The sequence below is a fragment of the Sorangium sp. So ce834 genome (assembly GCF_051521425.1).
Taxonomy (GTDB): domain Bacteria; phylum Myxococcota_A; class Polyangia; order Polyangiales; family Polyangiaceae; genus Sorangium; species Sorangium cellulosum_D.
The window spans coordinates 4,743,698-4,763,985 of record NZ_CP150351.1 but is presented as its reverse complement, the minus strand read 5'-3'; the positions used below and the strand labels follow the sequence as shown (position 1 = coordinate 4,763,985).

The 20,288-nt window shown below is 74.1% G+C and carries 14 protein-coding genes; 6 read left to right on the top strand and 8 right to left on the bottom strand.

Features of this window, described 5'->3' with window-relative positions:
• Positions 1 to 24: 24 nt before the first annotated feature.
• From WMF20_RS17275 to WMF20_RS17265, 3 genes are read right to left on the bottom strand one after another with little or no spacing between them, the layout of a single operon-like run.
• Positions 25 to 1,932 carry a L,D-transpeptidase gene (locus tag WMF20_RS17275; protein WP_437614997.1) on the bottom strand — a complete coding sequence of 636 codons (1,908 nt, stop codon included), beginning with the start codon at positions 1,930 to 1,932 and terminating at the stop codon, positions 25 to 27.
• 58 nt (positions 1,933 to 1,990) lie between these two features.
• Entirely contained in the window at positions 1,991 to 3,355 is a 1,365-nt protein-coding gene (locus WMF20_RS17270; RefSeq protein ID WP_437614995.1) for a DUF1552 domain-containing protein, read from the bottom strand.
• Positions 3,352 to 4,980 (bottom strand): DUF1592 domain-containing protein, encoded by a 1,629-nt coding sequence (locus WMF20_RS17265; RefSeq protein ID WP_437614993.1) that lies wholly within the window; start codon positions 4,978 to 4,980, stop codon positions 3,352 to 3,354. The genes WMF20_RS17270 and WMF20_RS17265 overlap by 4 nt, the downstream gene beginning before the upstream one ends.
• Before the next feature lie 346 nt (positions 4,981 to 5,326).
• On the opposite strand from WMF20_RS17265, the gene WMF20_RS17260 reads away from it, so the two are divergent.
• The 3 genes from WMF20_RS17260 to WMF20_RS17250 all read left to right on the top strand — a co-directional run bounded on the left by WMF20_RS17260 (position 5,327) and on the right by WMF20_RS17250 (position 9,917).
• Positions 5,327 to 6,727, top strand: a complete 1,401-nt coding sequence (locus WMF20_RS17260; RefSeq protein ID WP_437614991.1) for a hypothetical protein — start codon at positions 5,327 to 5,329, stop codon at positions 6,725 to 6,727.
• A gap of 14 nt (positions 6,728 to 6,741) precedes the next feature.
• Positions 6,742 to 7,347 carry a hypothetical protein gene (locus tag WMF20_RS17255; protein WP_437614989.1) on the top strand — a complete coding sequence of 202 codons (606 nt, stop codon included), beginning with the start codon at positions 6,742 to 6,744 and terminating at the stop codon, positions 7,345 to 7,347.
• 107 nt (positions 7,348 to 7,454) lie between these two features.
• A complete protein-coding gene (locus tag WMF20_RS17250; protein WP_437614987.1) occupies positions 7,455 to 9,917 on the top strand; it encodes a hypothetical protein in 2,463 nt (820 codons plus the stop codon).
• A 116-nt stretch (positions 9,918 to 10,033) separates the two neighbouring features.
• Here the strand turns inward: WMF20_RS17250 and WMF20_RS17245 are convergent, their stop codons facing one another.
• Positions 10,034 to 11,596, bottom strand: coding sequence for a tetratricopeptide repeat protein (locus tag WMF20_RS17245; RefSeq protein WP_437614985.1), 1,563 nt, complete (start codon positions 11,594 to 11,596; stop codon positions 10,034 to 10,036).
• 52 nt (positions 11,597 to 11,648) lie between these two features.
• Here WMF20_RS17245 and WMF20_RS17240 point away from each other — a divergent pair, with 52 nt between their 5' ends.
• Both WMF20_RS17240 and WMF20_RS17235 read left to right on the top strand, forming a co-directional pair.
• Positions 11,649 to 13,916 (top strand): hypothetical protein, encoded by a 2,268-nt coding sequence (locus WMF20_RS17240; protein WP_437614983.1) that lies wholly within the window; start codon positions 11,649 to 11,651, stop codon positions 13,914 to 13,916.
• Entirely contained in the window at positions 13,861 to 14,586 is a 726-nt protein-coding gene (locus WMF20_RS17235) for an RHS repeat-associated core domain-containing protein (RefSeq protein WP_437614981.1), read from the top strand. The genes WMF20_RS17240 and WMF20_RS17235 overlap by 56 nt, the downstream gene beginning before the upstream one ends.
• Positions 14,587 to 14,652: 66 nt before the next feature.
• Here WMF20_RS17235 and WMF20_RS17230 read toward each other — a convergent pair whose 3' ends face one another.
• Positions 14,653 to 15,324: a hypothetical protein gene (locus WMF20_RS17230; protein ID WP_437614979.1), complete on the bottom strand. Its 672-nt coding sequence runs from the start codon at positions 15,322 to 15,324 to the stop codon at positions 14,653 to 14,655.
• A 99-nt stretch (positions 15,325 to 15,423) separates the two neighbouring features.
• Between WMF20_RS17230 and WMF20_RS17225 the strand changes: the two genes are divergently transcribed.
• Entirely contained in the window at positions 15,424 to 15,861 is a 438-nt protein-coding gene (locus tag WMF20_RS17225) for a hypothetical protein (RefSeq protein ID WP_437614977.1), read from the top strand.
• A gap of 16 nt (positions 15,862 to 15,877) precedes the next feature.
• Here the strand turns inward: WMF20_RS17225 and WMF20_RS17220 are convergent, their stop codons facing one another.
• The 3 genes from WMF20_RS17220 to WMF20_RS17210 all read right to left on the bottom strand — a co-directional run bounded on the left by WMF20_RS17220 (position 15,878) and on the right by WMF20_RS17210 (position 19,928).
• A complete protein-coding gene (locus WMF20_RS17220; RefSeq protein ID WP_437614975.1) occupies positions 15,878 to 17,458 on the bottom strand; it encodes a hypothetical protein in 1,581 nt (526 codons plus the stop codon).
• 152 nt (positions 17,459 to 17,610) lie between these two features.
• A complete protein-coding gene (locus WMF20_RS17215; RefSeq protein ID WP_129575389.1) occupies positions 17,611 to 18,522 on the bottom strand; it encodes a hypothetical protein in 912 nt (303 codons plus the stop codon).
• Positions 18,519 to 19,928: a hypothetical protein gene (locus tag WMF20_RS17210; protein ID WP_437614973.1), complete on the bottom strand. Its 1,410-nt coding sequence runs from the start codon at positions 19,926 to 19,928 to the stop codon at positions 18,519 to 18,521. The genes WMF20_RS17215 and WMF20_RS17210 overlap by 4 nt, the downstream gene beginning before the upstream one ends.
• Between the last annotated feature and the right edge of the window lie 360 nt (positions 19,929 to 20,288).

Genomic DNA, 20,288 nt, shown 5'->3' with positions numbered 1-20,288 from the left:
TCTCCTCGAGACGGCGACCGCCGATCATTCATGAATGATGATCGTCGTCCCGTCGCCAAGCTCCTCGCCGGTGTTGATGGCGTGCCAGCCGGGGGGCACCGGGGGGTCGGTCCACAGGAACACGCGGTGGGCGTCGATGGGCGCCAGGTTGATGCAGCCGTGGCTGCGCGGCGTGCCGAAGACGTCGTGCCAGTACGCGGCGTGGAGCGCGTAGCCGCTCGCGAAGTACTGGATGTACGGCACGTCCTTGAGGGCGTACGTCCCCTCGCCGCGGCGCCGCGTGACGCCGTACTCCCCGTCGCCCTTGCGGGGGACCGCCTTCTGGCCCGCCTCGGGCTTCGCCGCCGCGCTCGCGCCCGGCTTCTTCGTGCGCTCCTTCGAGGGGCCGCCCTTGTCCGGCTTCGCGCCCCGCGAGGCCGAGGGCGCCTCCGCGGTCGTCTCCGGGCGGCCGCCGACGCTCGACGACTCGTTCGAGTCCATCGTCGCCGTGATGTGCTTGTTCCGGATGCGGAAGATGCCGCGCACCGTGGCGGTCGTGGTCTTTGGATCGGCCACCCCCGCCTGACCGGTCGAGACCAGCGTGGCATAGACGGGGCGCTTGCCCTCCCAGAGGACGAGCGTCTGGTGCGTGATCGAGACCTCGATCCACTTCTCGCCCTTCTCGGCGACCTGGGGCCACGCGGACGGGGCGACCGCGAGCCCCACGTCGAGCTGGCTCACGTACCGCTGGTCCTTCGTGCGGTAGTACTTCACCCCTTCGAGCCGGCGCATCCTGCCGGTCAACGGGATGACCTCGCGGAACGGGAGCTCCTTGCCCGGCGTCGCCTTGTCCCCCTCGATCTCGACGTCGCGCGCGCTCCGCGCCCGGACGAACGCGAGCGGCAGCGTGAGCTCGTCGTTCAGCTCGACGCCGTGCCACGGCGAGCCCGTGTCCGGCTTGATCTTCGTCGCGGGCGCGAGCCGGAGATCGGTCGTGATCGCGAACCGCCGGTTCAACGACTCCGGCCCGGTCGGGAACGATCCGATCAGCGACAGGCCGGTGAAGCGGCGCGCCCGATCGGCGAAGACCGCGTAGTCCGGGACCTTGAAGTCGCTGATGTTGCGGATGCGGCGCTTGCCGCCCTCCAGCCAGAACGGGATCGGGTCGTTCTCCCCCTCCCCGCCCAGCAGGGCTCCCTCGCCGAGCTCGAGCGAGTTCTTCCCGAGGCCGAGCTCGCCGATCCGCTTGCCCGGCAGCGGCACGCCCCGCGCGTCGATCGGCACGTCGTTCGCGCCGAGGGCCACCCGCTGCACGGTCGCCTTGTTCTCCTCGAACCACGCGAGGTGCTCGTCGAGCTTGAACTCCGACTTCCGCTGCTCCTCGGCCGTGGGCACGCGCAGGTAGAGCGGCAGCACGGCGCGGACGAAGGCATACCGGTACGGGAGCGCGCTCCGCAGATTCGGCCCGGGGCCGGCGGCCTTGAGGATGGGGTCGTCGAGATCGAGCGTCGCGTCCTCGCCGACGCACAGGAAGCCGCGGGGCTCGATCGCGTACCACCCGCCCGGGCAGCCGGCCGTGCCGGCGGGCTCCGCGGCGCGCGGCACCCTCGATCCGACGCGCAGGTAACCGAGCTTCTTCGAGGTGTCGCGCGGCTCTTTGTAAACGGTCGCGACGAACGCGGTGATCCCGAGCAGCGGCTTGTCGCTCGGCGGCCACGCGGCCGCCGGCGCCGCCGCGGGCGCCGCCTCCGCGGCGACGGCGGCCGCCTCCGCGCCCGCGTCGCCGGCCAGGGCCCCGGCGTCCGCCGGCGCGTCCGCGGGCTTCTTGCATGCGCCCGCGCCGCACGCGGCCGCCGAGAGCGCCGCGAGGCGCGCGAGACGAAGGACGAGGCGCGCCGCGCGCGTCGAGCGCGGCGCGCGGCGAGGCTTCCCTGAAGACAGCAGGCCGCCCATGCGGGCCTACTTGCCAAAAACGGCGCGCGACGAAAAGCCCAAAACACCCGCCCGGCGCTCAGGCCAGGAGGCCCGACAGCGGGCCCGCGCAGTACGCGGGGTTGCCGAACGTAGACACGTCCACGCCCATCGCGTTGCACAGCGTCACGAGCAGGTCGTTGTGGGCGTCGCCGCCATAGCGCACGTACCTCCCGGTCCGGAGCGCCCCGCCGGCGCCGCCCGCGATCACGTACGGCATGTTGTGCCGCGAGTGGGTCTGCCCCTCCGAGATGTCGGTGCACCAGAGGATGAGGGTGTTGTCGAGCAGCGTGCCCGTGCCCTCCTTCACCGCGTCGAGCTTCCCGAGCAGGTACGCGAGCTGCTCCGCGTGCCAGCGCCCGATGTCGACGAGCTGCTGCTGCTTGTCCTCGTCGGTCACGTTCGAGTGCGAGAGCGAGTGGTGCGTGTCCGACTGGCCGAGCCAGGTGAACACCTTCCCGGCCTGCGTCGAGCTCCACTGGATCGACGCGACCCGCGTGAGATCGCAGGCGAGCGCCATCGCGAGCAGATCCATCTGCAGCTTGCCGATCGCCGGGTAGTCGTCGTTCGCGTAGACGTCGAGCGGAGCGCCGAGCTCCGGCAGCGCGCACGCGCCGCCGAGGAGCCCCGGCGCGTCGAGGCGCTTCTCGATCTCGCCCACCGCGTCGAGGTGCTGCTCCAGCTTCTGCCGGTCCTCGCCCCCCAGCGTCCTCGCGAGCGCGCCGTAGTCCTCCATGACGCTGCCGAGCACCCGGCGGCGCAGGGCGCGCCGCCGCTCGAGGTCCGCCGGATCGGCGCTGAGGTCGAGGAAGAGCCGGTCGAACGCGGCGCGCGGATCGTCCTCGGGCGGGACCGGCTGGCCCGGGCCGAGGTACGAGACGCGCGACGAGACGTTGGCGTACTGGACCTGCACGCCGAGCTCGAGCGACGAGAGCTTCGTGGGCTCCCCGAGCTGCGCGGCGAGGAACTGGTCGACCGAGATGCCGCCGCCCCAGCCGACGCGCGCCGCGGGGTTGCAGGCGTACGGGAAGAGCGTCCCTTCCTGGAGCTCCGTGCCGGTGAGGGCCTGGCCGATGCCCTGCTGGTGGGGATCGCCCGGCCCGTGGTAGGCCGAATCCATGTTGATGCCGTCGACGACGAGCAGCTTTTCCCGGTAGGGCGAGAGCGGGGCGAGGATCTCGCCGAGCTCGAACGACGCCCCGGTCCCGGTCGGCTCCCACGCCTCCTTGACGGTGCCGAGGCCCGTGAAGAAGACGACGAAGCGCTTCGGGAAACCGACGGCGCTCGCCGAGCCGCCCATCGCGTCGAGGAACGGCAGCGCGAGGGCGAGCCCGCCCGCGCCGCGCAGGAAGGTGCGGCGATCCAGGCGTCTCCTCGACGCGCGGCGCGGCGCGGCGCGGCTCACAACGCCCCCCCGTCGGCGGGCAGCGCGCGGCGGTAACGGAACGCGTCCGTCTGCGTGAGCGCCACGAGCAGCGCCTTGATGTTGTACCCGTTCTCGGCGAACGCCGCCTGGATCTGGGTCATGCTGCACTCGTCCTCCGCCTGCTCGGCGCGGCCATAGCCGAAGCGGAACCACTGCGTCGCGACGCACTGGCGCACCTCGCCGCTCTCCGCGAGGCGGTGCGCGAGCTCCACCGCCCCGTCGAAGGGCCCGTCCGCGCCGCCGGTCCCCCCGATCTCGCCGCTCGCGTCGATCGGGACGCCCTGGTCGGCCTCGCGGTACAGGCCGATCCCGTCGTAGCGCTCGAACCCGAAGCCGATCGGATCCATGAGCTTGTGGCAGCCGGAGCAGCTCGGGTCCGTGGAGTGCTGCTCGAACCGCCGGCGGGTCGGGATCCCCTCCCGCACCTCGGGCGGCTGGATGTCCACGTCGGGCGGCGGCGGCGGCAAGATCTGGCAGAGCAGCCGCTCGCGGACGAACTTGCCGCGGTGCACGGGCGAGGACTGGTTCGGCTTGGCGAGCACCGAGAGCAGGCTCGCGTGGGTGAGGAAGCCGGCGCGCTGCGACGGATCGAGCGGCACGATCGCGAGCTCGTCCGGCGCCCCGGCGGGGCCCGCCGGCAGCCCGTAGAACGCGCGGAGCTCGGCGTTCATCATCGAGTACGGCGCCGTCAGCAGCGTCGCCACGTCGCCGGCGGCGTCGTCGAACACGACGTGCTCGAGGAACGCCTCGGTCTCCGCGCGGAGGAGCGCCGGGAGCCCGGCGTGGAAGCTCGGGTAGACCGCGGGGTCCTTGGTGATGGTGTCGATGTTCGACAGCTGCAGCCATTGCTTGTGAAAGTTCGCGACCGCGGCGCGGGCGCGCGGATCCTCGAGCAGGCGGCGGGCGTGCGCGGCGATCTGCGCGGCGGTGCGGAGCTCGCCCGCGTCGGCCGCGGCGAACAGCGCGTCGTCGGGCATCGAGCCCCAGAGCAGGTACGACAGCCGCGAGGCGATCTCGTGATCGGAGAGCGGCACCACGCCGTCCCCGACCGGATCCGGCATGCCGAGCTCGACGCGGTAGAGGAAGTGCGGCGACTGGAGCATCGCCTGGATCACGAGCTCGACGCCGGTCGAGAAGCCGTGCTCGGCGCTCCCCCAGGCGAAGAGCCGCGCGAACCGCGCGCCCTCCGCCGGCGTGAGCGGCCGGCGGAACGCGCGCTTGCCGAAGCGCGCGATGAGCTCGTCGGCGCACACCTCGGGCCCCTGCACCGCCGGATCGCACCCCTCGAGGAGCGCCTCGATGTTTCGCGCGGCCCGGGCCGCGATCGCCTCGGAGGCCTTCATGAGCTGCTCGGCGAGCAGCGGCGTGACGCCGAGCGCCGCCGCCTGGTTGTTGAACCCGAGCGCCTCCTCCTCGACCACGAAGGCGTCGGCCGGCGCGCTATCGTCGCCGAGGAGATCCCGGATCGTGTTGTTGTACTCGAAGCGCGTCATCCGCCGGAGCGGCGAGGCGCCCGGCCGGATCTCCGCGCAGCGCGGCGGCTCGCCGTCCGCCCCTGCGCCGGATCTCCCCGAGCAGGCGGCTGCCGCCGTCAGGGCGATCATCGCGACCCCCAGCGAGGCGCCAGGGCCGCGCTGCGCGCGGGAGTGCCGTCCTCTTGACCGATCCATGTGCCCTCTGCCTGGGACGAGCGGGTCTGCGATGCGTCGCGTCGCGACGCCGCGCATCGCGCGACAACTTTTCTACTTGATTGAGGGCAGTCAAGGAAGGCGGGCGCGCGACGCGGCACCCCTTCTGAGTCCGGTCATAGCGGAGTCTCTTAACGACACTGCGTGTCGCGAGAAAGATCCCCCGATCCTTTCGCAATACGCTGGATTCCGTCCTGACATCGCTTGTAGGCTCGCGCGCGTGCAAGCTTCAGTCGACGCCGCTGCCACCACCAAAAGGCCCGTGCGCAAGCTCACTAGGTTCACCACGCTGTCCCTGTCGTTGAGCCTCTGTGGGAGGATCCTCCTCGGGCTCTCCGCCGCGACCGCAGCCACGTTCGCGGTCTCGCCGGTCGTGCTCGCCGCCCCCAAGGCGTCGAAGTCGATCGCGGTCCACGTCGAGGGGCCCAACGCGGATGCGATCCGCGACGACATCCTCGCCCTCGTCCCGAAGACGCTGGAGGTGGTCGAGCCCGCCGCGTTCTCGAAGGCGCTGAAGGGCGCCGGCCAGACCAAGCCCGTCGGGGACGCGGTGGTGATGAAGGCCCTGCGGAAGAAGGCCATCGACCGCATTCGCAAGGCCGGCAAGACCGTGAAGGCCGAGGGGGTGATCTACGGCGTCTCGCGGACGAACAAGAAGAAGAAGAAAGAGGTCTACCTCGTTTACGTCGACGAGAACGCGGGCGACCTCGCGGTGGACGGCGCGGTGCCGCTGGGCGGCTCGGACGACGACCGCAAGAAGGCGCTGGAAGACCTGCTCGGCCCGACGCTGGCGCAGATCGCGCCGCCGCCCGCCGACGAGAAGAAGAAGGACGGCGGCGGCGACGGCGAGGGAGAGGGCGGCGAGGGCGAGGGAGAGGACGGCGGCGACGGCGACGGCGAGGAGAAGGCCGACGGCGGGAACGACGACGGGGGCCCGGCGCGCCAGCGCAACGACGTCCGCTCGGCGCTCTTCTCGGTCGAGCTCGGCGTCGAGTTCGTGGGCCGCTGGTTCGACTACTCCGATCCGCTCTCGCAGAACCTCCGGCCCTACGGCGTCTTCGGTCAGCCGGCGCTGTCGATCTCCGGAGAGCTGTACCCGCTCGCGGGGACGAACATCGCGGTGCTCAAGGGCCTCGGGATCACCGCCGGGTACGCGCGGGCGCTCGGCCTCAACTCGGCGGTGGGCGACGGCGACCCGCTCAGCACGACCTACCAGCGCATCAACCTCGGGCTGCGGGAGCGGCTGACGCTCGGCGAGTCGACGGTGCTCGGGATCTCCGCCGGGCTCCGGTTCGTGACCTTCGAGATCGACGCGCCGGACGCCCTCGCCCGGACCGTGCCGAACGTCGACTACACGATCTTCCGCGCCGGCCTCGACGCGCGCATCCCGGCCGGCCCGGTCGCGCTGGCGCTGGGCGCCGACTACCTGATGCCCCTCTCGTCCGGCCCGGTCTACGATCGGTTCACCGGCGCCAGCGTGCAGGGCATCGGCGCGACGGCCGGGGTGCTCGTCCCCGTCGCGAAGGGGATCGAGGCGCGGCTGCTGGTCGAGTACGCCCGGTTCTTCTCGTCATTCCAGCCGGAGCTCACCGACAACTACGCCGCCGGCGGGGCGACGGATCAGTACCTCGGAATTCGGCTCGCCGGGGCATACATCTACTGAGAGTGAGGTAGCACGTGACGACCATCGCTTCCCTTTTCGGGCGCGCCGCGCTCGCCGCTGCCGCGCTGACGAGCGGCGCCGCGCTGCTCGCCAGCTGCGCGGGGACCCTCGACGAGGACTTCAAGGACGAGTACGCCGCCGGCGGCGACGAAGGCGCGGGCGCCGGCGATGGCCAGGGCCCCGGCGCCACGGCGACCACCGGCGGCGGCGGCGCCCCCAGCGCCACCACCGGCGGCGACGCGGTGACCACCGGCGGCGACGCGGTGACCACCGGCGGCGACGCGGCGGTAACCTCGACCACGAGCGGCGGCGGCCCCCAGACGTGCGCCGAGGCCCCGGCGCTGATCGTGGAGTCGTGCGGCCGCGGAGGCTGCCACGACGCAGGCTCGAGGGCCTCGGGCCTCGTCCTGGCGGCGGGGTTCGAGAACATGGTCAAGAACCAGCCGTCCCAGTCGTGCCGCGGCTCGGTGCTCGTGCCGGGCCAGCCGGACATGAGCTCGATCTACACGAAGCTCCAGGACCCCCCGCCGTGCGGCGTACGGATGCCGTTCGGCCAGATGGCGTTCACCGAAGAGCAGAAGACGTGCGTGCGCGACTGGATCGCGGCGCTCCCGCCGTGAGGGCCTGAGGGAGCGGAACGCCGCGGGCGGCGGCGGAGGCGGCGCGTCGTTCCACCGACGAGCCCGCCTCGTTGGCGCCCCCGCGGCCAGACGCTACGCTCGCCGCGATGCTGCGCCGGCGCTCGTTCTGGATCGCCGCGGCCGCCGTCGCCTACACGGCCTTCGCCGCGCTCCGGGCGTCCGGCGGCCACGGGCCCGCGTGGCTCGCCCTGCTCGGGCTGCCGGCGCTGCTCGCGCTCGGCCTGCGGTGGGTCGAGCGGCCGCCGCGCGGGGAGGACCGGATCGAGCCGGCCGCGCGCAGCGCCGCCGCCGTCTGCCTCACCGGCGCCGCGATGCTCGCCGCCGCGCGGAGCGGCCCCACCGGGCTCGCGCTGATCGCGCTCGGCAACCTTGGCGCGGCGGCGGCGTCGATGGCCGCCCTGGTCGGGCTCGCGCGCATCGCGGGCCTCGGCGGGCTGCTCGATCCCCCGCCCAGCACGCGGCGCCTCGACGCCGCGGCGTTCGCCTCGCTCTTCTGGACCGTCGCGGTCGCCTTGCCCGCCGTGTCCGCGGCGGCGCCCGAGCGCGCGGCGGATCTCGATCCGCTGCTCGTGCACTACGCCACCTCCGCGGCGTCGCTCGGCTCGCTCACGGTGATGCTCGTGGCGATCGCGCGCGTCCGCATCGCGCGGCGGCTCGAGCTCGGCGTCGCCGACCGGGTCGAGGCCGCGCTCCTGCTCTCGGCGACCGCGCTCGCGGTCGGCCTCGCGGCGGCGTTCGTCGGCGTCGCGGCGCCCGAGTCGATCCTGCCCGTCACGAGCGCGGTCGCGGCGGTGTGCGTCGCGTTCTGCACCGTGGCCGCGGACGCCGCGCAGGTCTCGCGCGCGCTCCGCCGCACGCTCGCGCTCGCGGCGCTCGCGACCCCGCCGGCGCTCCTCGCGGTGTACGCGGTGCACGAGGCGCCGCGCGGCGATCTCGGGCTCCGCGGCGCGCCGGCGTCGTCGGTCGGCGTCGCCGTGTTCGGCGCGTGCGCGCTCTGCGCGCTCGCCGGGCTCGCCGCGCCGGCCCTCTCGCGCCGGTTCGCGCCGGAGGGGGCGCGCTGGCTCGGCGCCTTCGACGCCGCGACGCGCGCCGCCATGAACCCCGAGCCGGAGGCGGCGCTGGAGGCGGCGCTCTCCGCGCTGCGCGACGCGTCCGACGCCGGCACGGCCGGGCAGGCGCCGCCGGCGCTGTACCTGCTCTCGCCGCCCGAGCGGGTGACCGTCGATCGCGCGGGTTACGCGCACACCGCGCCGGCGGAGGTGCCGGCGCGCCTCATCGAGCTCGCGCAGCTCGAGCCCGAGCGCGTCCTGCGCGTCGAGGCCGCCGAGGCGGTCGAGGTCCGGCGGCCGGAGGTGCGCTCGCTGCTCGCGTGGCTCGCCGAGCGCGACATCGGCGTGGTGGCCCTGGTGAACGACGCGGAGGGGCCGATCGGGGCGCTCGCGATCCCGCGGGGCCGGCGCGCGTCGCCGATGACGCTGGAGGAGGTGTGCGGCCTGCGCGCGGTCGCCGACCGGCTCGGCGCGGTGATCGCGGTGTCGGCGATGCTGTCGGGGTCGCGCGGCCGGGAGGTCGCCGCCCGCCGCGAGGCCGAGGAGCGCGCGCGGGAGGTGAGCCGGCTCGAGCGCGCCGTGGCGCAGGGCGCGGGCCGGTTCCGCGCGATCGCGGCGCTGCTCTCGCGGCCGGCGCGGGCCGCGGCCTACAGCCCCGCCGCGCGCGCGGCGCTCGAGCAGCTGGAGCGGCTCGGCGAGACCGGCGGCCCGGTCACGCTGCTGACCGCGCCCGGGATCGACGCGGTCGCGTGGGGCGCGGTCGTGCACCTGTCGTCCGCGCGGGCGGGCGGCCCGCTGGCGATCGTCGACGGCGCGGCGCCGGTGCCCGAGGGGTTCGCGCAGGCGTTCGCGCAGGCGCGCGGCGCCTCCGCGGAGCCCGCGCGCGGCGCCGGGCCCGCGGGCGGCGCCGGGCCCGCGGGCGCCGCAGGGGCGCCGCCCGCGCTCGCGCTGTGGCGCGATCCGGACAGCTCGCCGATCGAGGCGGCGAAGGGGGGCACGCTGCTGATCCTCGACGCCCAGGCGTTGCCGGCCGAGGTGCAGAGCTACCTCGGCGCGGCGCTGCCGGACGACGTGCGGCTCGTCGTGGCGGTGCCTCAGACGGTCGACGCGCTGGTGGCGACCGGCCAGATGAGCGAGCGGCTCGGCGATCGTCTGGGAGACCGGGCGGTCGCGCTGCCGTCGCTGTCGTCGCGCGCCGAGGATCTCCGGGCGCTCGCGCTGGACCACCTCGCGCGCATCGGCGTCCGGCTGCGGGGCCGGCCGTTCGGCCTGGATCTGCGCGCGTTGCAGGCCGTGCTCGATCATCCGTGGCCCGGCAACGACGCCGAGATGGGCGCGGTCCTCCTGCGCGCGGCGCTCGTGGCCAAGGGCGACGTGATCGGCGAGCGGGATCTCGCGGCGATCGGGTTCGCCCCGCAGCCGGAGCCCTCCAGCCAGGGAGGCGCCGCCCGCAGCGAGCCGCGGCGCGCCCGGCGGCGGCGCGCGGAGAAGGCGGGGTAGCCGGGCGGCCGGCGAGCAGCGCCGCGTGGGGGGACGCGCGCCGACGTGCAGCTCACGGTGGGGGGACCGCCGCCGGCACGCAATCCGCCGTGCGGGGACGCGCGCCGGAGGGGTCGCTACGCCTCCGGGCGGATCCGCCGCGCGGCCCTGGGCGGCACGCCGGGCCGGATCTGCGCGGCCCGCAACATGTCCTTCTGGATGAAGTGGTCGAACATGTGCCGGCAGTTGGGGCAGGGGCTGATGGGATCGCCGGCGTCGAAGTACCTGGACGCCTCGGCCTGGATCGCGATCCCGCCGTCGGGGAGCTCGCGCAGCGCCTGCCGGACCCTCGCCTCGCCCGCGCTCCCGGGCGGGAGCCTTCGCTCGCGCTCCCACGCCATCAGGTAGTCGCTGATCGCCGCGGGCGCCGCGCACCGGGGCGCGCTGATCGGGAGCTCGGCCGGCGCGTCCTTCGAGAGCGCCTCGATCCAGCCGCGGTACCACGCCGTGAAGCTGTCGTGGGTCGGGAGCAGTCCCGAGCCCGCCGCGCGGAGATCGGCCCAGACGGTGCCGGCGCGCGGGCCGCGCACCACGAGCACGGAGAAGTAGCCGCAGCCCATGTGCGCAAGGGCGATCGTGCCGCGGACCGTCGCGTCGGCCCGGTACGCGGCGCGCTCGGACGCGCTCATCACCCGCAGCTGGGGCCGGTAGGGCCGCGTGTGAGGGAAGTCGCCCGTGAGGCTCTCGATCTGCCCCGGGCCGTCGAGCGGCAGGAGCCCGTAGTAGGGCCCCGCGCCGGCGCTGCCGACGCGGGTGAGGAACGCCGCGTAATCGGCGGGGATGCGGGTGCCCGAGGACGCCTCGATGCGGCGGAGCTCCTCCGGCGCGAGCGGCGGGACGAGACGGTAGCCGTGCTCGCGGGCGCCGAAGCGGTTGAGCCACGGGTCGTGATCGCGGTGGAGGTGATCGATCGCCTCGGCGACGCCGACGATGAAGCCCTCGACGACGGCGACGGGCGCCGGGTGGTGGAGCCCTTCGGCGCGCAGGCGCTCGAGCGCCCGCGCGGCGCCTGCGCTCTCCGGGTGCGCCTTCTCGTACGCCGCGAGCTTGTCGTACCAGGAGGCGTCGCCATCGCGCACGGCGCGGTGGTAGGCATAGGCCGGGAACGCCACGGCGTGCGCCGGCTGCTCGTCGAGGACGGCCTCGAGGTGGCGCAGGCCCTCGGCGGTGCGGCCGGCTTCGCAGAGCATCGCGCCGAGGTCGCAGCGGGCCGAGACGTCCTCGGGATCGAGGCGGGCGGCGGCCTCGAACGCGCCCTGGGCCGCGTCGATGTCGCCTCGCTCCCGGAGGGCGTACGCGAGGCTCACGGCGGTGGCGAACGTGGGCTCGAGCTCGAACGCGCGGCGGGCGAGCTGCGCGGCCTCGTCCAGCCGGCCGAGCTTGCGGAGGATCATGCCGGCGACCCACGCGACCTGCGGGTGGTCCGGGTGGCTTGCGCGGAGCGCGTCGAGGGCGGGCAGGGTCTTTTCGAGGGCGCCGCGGGCCTTCGCGTCGAGGCGCTCGTCGGGGTGGCGGGCGAGGAGCTTCACCAGGCGGTAGACGGCGTCGCCGACGTCCATGCGCGCCACGCTCTTCGGGGTGAGCTCCGGGGTGCCCTGTCGCGGCGTGGGTTTCTGCTTGCGCCGCCCGGTCCTGGTCACGGCGAGACGGTAGCGCGCGTCGGCGGCGGTACCAAGCGACGCGCACGGGGAGGTGCTGGAGCCGCACGCGGCGGTGACGGAGCTGTCGAGGAGGCTGGAGCCGGGCGCGTCGGCGCGGCTGCCGTGCGGGGTGCTGACGCGCTACGCGTGGGGCTACGCGCTCGCAGCGGACGGGCTCGCGTACATGTTCGCGGAGCCGCAAGGCAGCCGATGGCTGCTGAGCCGGATCGTCGACCTGCACGACAACCTGATCGAGCTCTCGTACGAGGACGGCCGCCTTGTACAGGTGATCGACAGCGTGGGCCGGCTCGTGCGCGTGCGTCGGCACGAGGACGGGCACATCGCCGCCTTCGAGGTCAAGAACGCCTCGGCACACGGGCGTTGGGAGGCGCGGCGGCGGTACGCATTCGACGCGCGCGGCGACCTCATCGCGGCCGAGGACGCCGCGGGGCACGCGCAGCGCTTTGCCTACGACGAGGACCGCCGCCTGGTGCGGCGCGAGGAGCCGGGAGGGCTCGTGGCGGAGTTTCGCTACAAGGATGGGCGCTGCGTCGAGAGCTGGTGCCACCGTGACGGCAACGACGCGCTCGACGACGGCGCGCTGGAGCCCCTGTTCGATGGATCGCGGGCCAGGTTTTTTTTGCACGTCAAGATCGACCACCACGACGGCGCGCTCACCGAGGTGATCACCTCGCGCTCGATCCGGCGCATCGACGGCAACGCCTTCGGCAAGCTCGACAGGATGGTCTGGGGCGGCGGCAGCGGCGTGCACACCTTCCGCTACGACGACGCGGGCGCGCTGCTCGAGTACCAGGACGCGACGCAGCGGGTCTTCCGCTGGGAGCGCGACGCGGAGGGGCGGCTCGTGGCCGAGGTCGACCCGATGGGAAACAGGACCCACGTCGAGCACGACGCGCGCGGGTTCGTCTCGGCCGTGACCGACGCGCTCGGCGGCGCCGCGCGCTACGAGCGCGACGCGCGCGGCGACGTCGTCGCCATCTACGATGACGTGGGCTTCGTGGTGGGCTTCGCTTACGACAGCCGCGGCTTGCTCGTCGGCGCCACCCTGCCGAACGGCGGCCAGACGCGCATGGAGTACGACGCGCTCGCGAACCGCGTACGCGTCGTCGAGCCCGACGGCGCCGAGCGGCGCATCCGGTACGACTTCCTCGGCCGGGTCCTGGGCTTCACCGACGAGCGCGGGCACGAGACCCGCTTCGCCTACGACGCGTGCGGTCGCCTGTGCGCCGTCTTCGGGCCGGGAAGCGCGGTGACGCGCTACGACTTCGATGTCGACGGCAACCTGGCGCAGATCACGGATGCCGACGGGCGCACGACCACGCTGCGCTGGGGCGGCTTCCACGTCGTCACCGAGCTCGTGCGGCCCGACGGGAGCAAGGTGCGGTATCGGTACGACCGCGAGCAGGACCTGGTGCGCATCGTCAACGAGGCCGGCGACGAGCACCGGATCCAGCGCGACGGCGAGGGGCGCATCACCGGCGAGCGGACCTTCGACGGCCGCGAGATCCGCTACAGGCTCGACGCGCAGGGGCGAATCGAGCGGGTGGAGCGCGGGAGCGACAAGGTCGACCTCGAGGTCGACCCGCTCGGCAGGCTCGTCAAGCGCACCACCTCCGGCGGGCGCGAGGACGTGTTTGACTACGATCCGCTCGGCAGGATCGCGCGCGCCGCGAGCGGCGACGTCGAGTGCCTGTACACGTACGACCGGCGCGGGCGGGTGCTCACGGAGGTGACGCGGCGGGGCGCCGAGGTGCTCGCGGCGTTCGCGTGGACCTACGATGCCATGGGCAGGGTCACCGGCGTGCGCGGGCCGGGCGGCGCCATGAGCGTGCAGCGCGACGTCCTGGGGCGGCCCGTCGCGGTGCAGATCGGTGGAGAGAGCGCGCCGCTGCGCTTCGCGTACGATGCCGGCGGCCACGAGGTCGCGCGGGTGTTGCCCGGCGGCGGCACGATCGCGACCGAGATCGACGCCGAGGGCTTGGTGCAGCGGCAGCGCGTGCTCGGTCAGCCCGGTGCGCCGCGCGTCGGTCCCGGCGAGCCGCCGTGGGTCGGGCCGCTCGCGGCGCCCGAGACGTGGCGCAGGACGTACGCCTGGTCGCCCGCGGGGATGCTCCGCGCCGAGGAGGATCTCGGCGGCGCGACGCGAGCGATGCTCCGCGACGCGAACGGCCGCGTCGTCGAGCGGCGCCGGGGCGGCAAACGGGCGCGTCGCGGACGAGATCGATGCGGGCCTGTACGGCGACGTGCCCGACGGGAAGGCCGGGATCACGCCGCTCAGGTTCCCGGGGCAGTACGCTGACCAGGAGACCGGACTCCACTACAACGGGCACAGGTACTACGACCCGGAGGCGGGGGTGTACCTCAGCCCGGAGCCGATCGGGATCGAGGGAGGCCTGAGGCCGTACGCGTACGTCGACGATTACCCAGTGGAGTGGGTGGACGCCGATGGGCTCCTTCGCTGCGTCATTGCCCGCCGCAACGGCACACAGATAGTACGAAGCAGCGGCGGCAGCGAGGAATCGATCCACCCCGCGGTCGCAGCGGCACTGCCCCGAACGAGCGGTCGACAGCCGGGCGATCCAAGGCCACCCGAAGGATGCGCCGAGCCTCAAGCCCTCTCCGAGCACATCAGAGATTGGGAACGTCGGACCGGTCGCTCCTGCGCTCCAGGAGACCGCAACTGGCGGAGAAATCTCAAGCGGGCGCTCCGCGAGGTCGACACGATCCGCTCGGAAACCGGATCGAACGACGCCGTATCAGCGTGCCCGAACTGCTCTCAGCTCATCCCGCGCCTCTGGACGATGGCTGGACAACCGCCGCCGAGCGGGCGCGTGATTGGCGGAGGCACAAACGCAAGTCGCGATTATTCAACGCATCCCACGAGCCACCTCAGCCGGCCGAACGCGCACGGCCCCATGAATCTTGGTACGTGGAGCACCGACAACGGCAACTTCGTGAGGCAGCGATGAGCTCCAGGAAGGCGTTCCACCCGTGGTCTCGACACCATCAAGCCACCGGCCAGCCTCGCGATGCGGCTAGACCGCCGCGACGAGCACGTTGACCTGCGCATCGACGGCGCCCGCGTCGTGGAGCGTCCAGTCGGGAGGAGCCGCCGTGCGCCCTTCGAACGGAGCTTCCCCAGAACACATATCGCCGAGATCGTCTTCGAGCACCGCCTTGCTCGGCTCCGCGCCGACGGTTTCGCCGCTGGCGGTCAGCCCATCACCGACGCGCGTTGCGAGGAGGACATGCTCACCGCGCCCCGCATGATCGGCGCGCAGCTCGAACGGCGGGGCGACCCGACGGGCACCCTGATCGCCTTTCAGTCCGAGCGGCTGCTTCACGATGGGGATGATGCGCGCGCCATGGAACACGAGCTCCTCGACGCGCTCAAGGCGATGACCTTCGGCCCGGTCCCCGATTTCGGCGAGCCCTTCGCGTGCATCGATGACGGTCACGGCGGCCTCCTCGCGTGGGCCTACGACGACGATGCGGCCACCATCGAGGACGCGCTCCGGCCAGAGCTCGCGCTCATCGGCCGTGACACCCTCGGCTTCTCGCCAGACGATCCGGACGTCTCTCTCGGCGTCGTCGGACTGCACCGGCTGCGCCGACTCCTGGCGAGCGCCGCCGGACGCTCGCTCAGATCCCTCCGTCTCATGATCTCTGGCGCTCTCGGGCCATTCCTCGATCTGCTCAACGCGCACGGCCGCGCCTCGACGGTCACGTCGCTCGTCGTCCGTGGGTCCAGTCCGGCGGTCGGCGCGGCGCTCCCTGGTCTACGCGGGCTGGGCACGCCCGAGCGCATGCTCGCGACGCTCCTCGCCCAGCCCGCGCCGACGCTACGTTATCTGACGATATTTCGCGGCGACGATGATGTACGAGGAGCCCTGGCACCGCTCGGCCCAGAAAAGCTCCCGTCGCTCGAGCACCTCGCGCTGTGGTATCGCCCGACGCGCCCCGAAGGACTCCGTGCGCTCGCAGCGCATCCTCTCGTCCGGCGACTTCGATCGCTCGAGATCTGGTCGGCAGACGACGCCAAGAGGTTCCCGTTCGAGGATCTCCTCGCGCTGCGCCCATCCCTCTCTCACCTCGCCCGGATCCTCCTCGGAGGGCATCTGATACCAGCGCGCGTTCAGGCGCAGCTCGCCGCGTGGCCCGCGGTCGAGCTCGTAAGCTACGATCGACGTGAGGTCCTGGCGCTCGATATCGCCGCGCTCGGCTGGACGCAGGCGCAACGGTGAGCTCCTCACGCCGCGGTCAGTAGAACCGGTACCCGAGGCCCACCGGCGCGGCGATCACGAACCCGTCGAGCCCCTTCATGAACGTCGGCCAGGCGCTCAGGAGGAGCGCGCCCGACGTCCAGCTCGAGCTCGGCAGATCCGCGAGCACGAGCGACACCTCGACGCTGCCGCCGAACGCGAGCGTCTCGACGAGCGCGGTCTCGGGGAGGCTGCCCTCGCGCGCGTTCACGTCGACCTCGGTCCGGCCGTAGTTGCGGCCGACCAGCTCGGAGGGGATCTCCCCCTTCACGCCGGTGACCTTCGCGTCCTGCCCCACCGCGCCGACGAGCCCCGTCAGGCCGAGCCAGACGCGCCCCAAGCGCAGCGACGCGGACGGGCCGCCGACGACCAGGTAGCCGCCGCCGAACCGGTAGCCGCCGAGCACCCGGGCGCCGAGGTGCAGCCGCTCGGAGAGCGCGACCCCGACGAAGGCCTGGCCGCCGGCGAACGGCCCGATCGCCGGCTCGAAGCTGGCGTGGCAGACCTCGTCGTTGCAGGGAGCGATGAGCTCGCCCTCCGGCAGGATGTTGTAGCTGTACGAGTACGCGCTCAGGTCGCCGAAGCTGCCGGAGTCGATCAGCCCGATCAGCGCGCCGCCCGCCGCGCCGACCTCGAGCACGAAGCTTCCGGCATGTTTCGGCGCGGCGCCCGGGCTCGCCTCCCGCTCCGCGGCCGCGGAAGCCTCCTCGGGCTGCGCGTCCTCCTCCGGCCCCGCAGCGGCCTGTTCCGGCGCCGCCGCGCCCTTCCCGGCCCCAGCCGCGCCCTTCCCGGCCCCAGCCGCGCCCTTCCCGCCCTCGGCCGCGCCCTTCCCCTCCCCAGCCGCGCCCTTCCCGGCCCCGGCCGCGCCCTTGTCCGGCGCCGCGGTGGCCGCCGCCGCCGCCTCCTTCGCGGGCGCCTCCTCCGCCGGCGCGGGCTCCGGCGCCGCCGAGCCGTCCTTGGCCAGCGCCGGAACCGCCACGGCCTTCCGCTCGCCGCGCTTGATCGAGACCGACGCCTCCCACTTCTTCCGGCCGGGCGCGCTCGCGCTCACCTTGTGCTCGCCGGGGTCGATCGGCCGGGCCTGGCCCCAGCTCGCGCTGTCGACCGGCGCCCCGTCGAGCGTCACCTCGAGCCCCTCGACGGCGGCGGCCCGCGGCACGCTCACCGTGAGCCGCGGGAGCCGCAGCTCGAGCCTCGCCCCCCTCGCCTTCGCGTCGGCCTCGAGCCGCTTGTTGCCCTCCTTGCGGGCCGCGGCGCTGAGATCGATGTACTCGGACCAGGCGGTCGCGAGCTTCCCCTGCTTCTCGTGGCAGGTGGCCAGCGCGAGGAGCGTGGCCGACCTCGGGCTCAGCCGGTAGCTCTCCTCGATCTTGGGGCAGGCCTCGGCGAGCTTGCCCTTCTTCATGAGCGCCTTGCCCTCGTCGAGCAGCGCAGATGCCTGGGCGAACGCGACGCCCGGGCTCACCGCGAGCGAGAGCGCGAGCGCCGCGCCGGCGACGCGCGCCCACGGGCTCCGCGCGCGCCGGGCCGCCCCCCGAAGCAGGCCGACGCGGAGAGGGCGCCGGGGAAAAGAGAGCATGTCGTCGGAGTTCTCAGCGTCTTGCCGGTCCAAACGGTTCGTCGCTCCAGCGCGAGGCTCGTGAAGAGGGGGCCGGAGCGTATCACGCCCCGTTCGAACCGATCAAAACCGCGCGGCGCGCGGCTCGCCGCGCGCTGCGCGCCGCTCGCGGCTCACGCGGCCCCGGAGCGCTCGTCGAGCAGCTTGATCCCGGCGGCGACCTCGCTGGCGAACGACTCGGCGATCGCGCGCGCCCGACCGAACCGCGGCGGGACCTCCCTGGCGGCGCGGGCGAGCGTCGCGACGGCGAGGTCGTGCGGCTGGCGCAGGAGCACGCGGTACGCGAGGCTCCGGCCCGGCGGGGTCGCGACGACCGCGAGCGTCGAGGCGGACCACGCGAACGGCGGGCTCTTCCGGGTCGCGGTCGCGAGATCCGTGAGCGGCGTGCGCGTCATCCAGAGGGCGAGCGCGTCGGCGAAGTCGGGCGGGGCGAGCCCGGGGATGCCGTGACCCATGTCGGCCAGGCCGACGCGCCGGCTCTCGACCTGGACGCTGCGCAGCTGCCGCCACCGGAGCAGCCGCGGGGGCGGGGGCTGGCCGCGGAAGCTCGCGCGGCCCGTCCACCAGGCGACCATCGCGTCCGTGCGAAAGCAGTCGAGCACGCGCGCGAACGTGGCGTGCCGCGACAGCGCGGTCGCCACGTCCGCCGGCGCGGGCACGAGCTCGCAGAGGTCGCGCACGCTCGCGAGCAGGCGCGGATAGCGGCTGCGCGTCAGGACGCCGGCGAGCTCGTGGTTCGTGAGCTGGAGCAGGTCGTTCAGCGCGGCGAGGAGCGCCCAGTCGGCGGCGGTGAGCTCCGGGAGCGTGTCCACCGGGGCGACGAGCCGGGCGACGCGGACGCGGACCACATCGATGCGCGAGCCGAGGTCGCGATCCAGCGCCCCCGCGCCGTCGCCGAGGAGGAGCGCGAGCCGGACGCCGAACGGGCGCACCGGGTGGAGGGGGCCGCCGAGGACGAGCGGGGCGAGCACGTTCGCCTGGAGCTCGGAGAGGCGCTCGGCGATCGCGTCGGGCTCGTCGGTCATTGGGGGGCCCGGCCGGCGCCCGGCGGGAGCGCCCTCGGCTCCCCGCTCGCGTCGGGCGGGGCGAGGTCGCGCAGGGGCCGGATGCCGACGCCGCCGAGCACGACCTCGGGCAGCTCGGTCGCCAGCGCGGCCGTGAGGCCCGCCGACTGCGCGGGGACCGGCGACCACTGCTGCGCCTCGAGGAGCGCCGTCTCCAGGGGGACGAACGCGTCCTCGGCCACGCCGATCGCCCGCCCGTCGCGCCCGATGAACAGCGCTTGCCCGGCCGGGGCGCCGAGCGCGCGGAACAGCACGGCGGGCGCGACCGCGGGGACCGCGTCGTAGCCGGCGGGGATGTAGAGGCCCGGGTGGACCTCCCGGAAGAACTCGCCGACCGGGATCCCCTCGATGCCGGTCGGGTGGCGGAGGAACGCGCCCGCGGCCGTGAAGGCGATGCGGGCCCGGCGCAGCGTCTCGGGGCCGAGCGCGTAGGCGACGTGCCGGAGGAGCTGCATCTCCTCGGGCCGGATCCACGACGCCGTGACCGTCCGCCACGGCTCGGAGCTCGGGACCAGGCGGAGCGATAGCACGACCGAGGCCGGGCGCCGGGCGTCGCCCTCCGGCGTCACCCGCGCCACCGCTGGCTCGCGGCTGAGCTCGACCCGGGCGAACGCCGAGACGTCCCCCATCGCCGGCAGCTTCGCGATCTCCAGCGCCTCGCGGCCCCTGCCCCGGAAGAGCACGAGGCCCGCCTCGCTGAACACCGGGCAGGCGCGGAGGTTGACCGGGTGCCGGAACCCGATCTCCACCGCGGCGCCGGGGGCGACCGGGACGAAGTACCCGAGGCCCGGCGTGCTCGTGAGCAGCGGGACCATCCGGCCGGGGACGGCCGGCACGCGGAAGAGGTAGCGGAGGACCGGGGCGTCGTCGAAGCTCGACTCCGGCGGCCACTCGCACAGGCCGACCTCGGCCTCGACGCTGCTCCGGGACAGGTAGCGGATGAGCGCCGGGCCGAGCCCCGACTCCGCGACGAGCCAGCGGGGCCCGGGCTCGCGCCCGGCGGCCGGATCGAGGTGCGGCTCGAGCCGGAGCAGCAGCCCGCGCACGTCGAGGCGCCGCTCGACCTCGTACGTCTGCGAGAAGGCGTTGTGGTAGAGCGAGAGCGCCGCGTCGCTGGGCAGGATCTGCGGGACGTCGTACCCGAACGGCGCGGCGGCGTCGCGGTACTGGACGAAGTGCCGGCTCGTCCCGGTGAAGCAGTAGCCGCCGGCCAGCCGTGCGATCTCGGCGACGCGGTCGAGCCGGTCGCTGCTCTCCGCGGCGAACAGGAGGGTGACCTCCCGGGCGCCCAGCTTCGATCGCACGACCTCGACGACGAGCGAGCGGAGGATGTCGCCGAGCGAGCCCTGCCGCGTGTAGAGCGCCAAGAAGGCGACCAGCCGGTCGATCGACGGCAGGAGGACGAGCCCCTTGGCCCCGAGCGCGACGCCCTTGGCATCGAGCCCGAGGCCGGGCGTGCGCAGCCGGGTCTGGTGAACGGCGACGCGATCGAGGATCGAGGGACTCCCGACGTTAGCGCAGAGCCGCTGACCGTAAGAGGAGGTTTCGGATCCGTCAAGAGAGGCCCGGCGCGCTCGGTCTGAGCGGCGCGCTGGGCGCGGCGCGCCGCTCAGACCGAGCGCGCAGCGCCGCAGGAGCGGCCCACCGCGAGCGGCGCGACCGCGCCCGGCGCGACCGCGACACTGGAACTACCCTGGACGACAGCGTAGTCTGCTTGGCGAATGCGC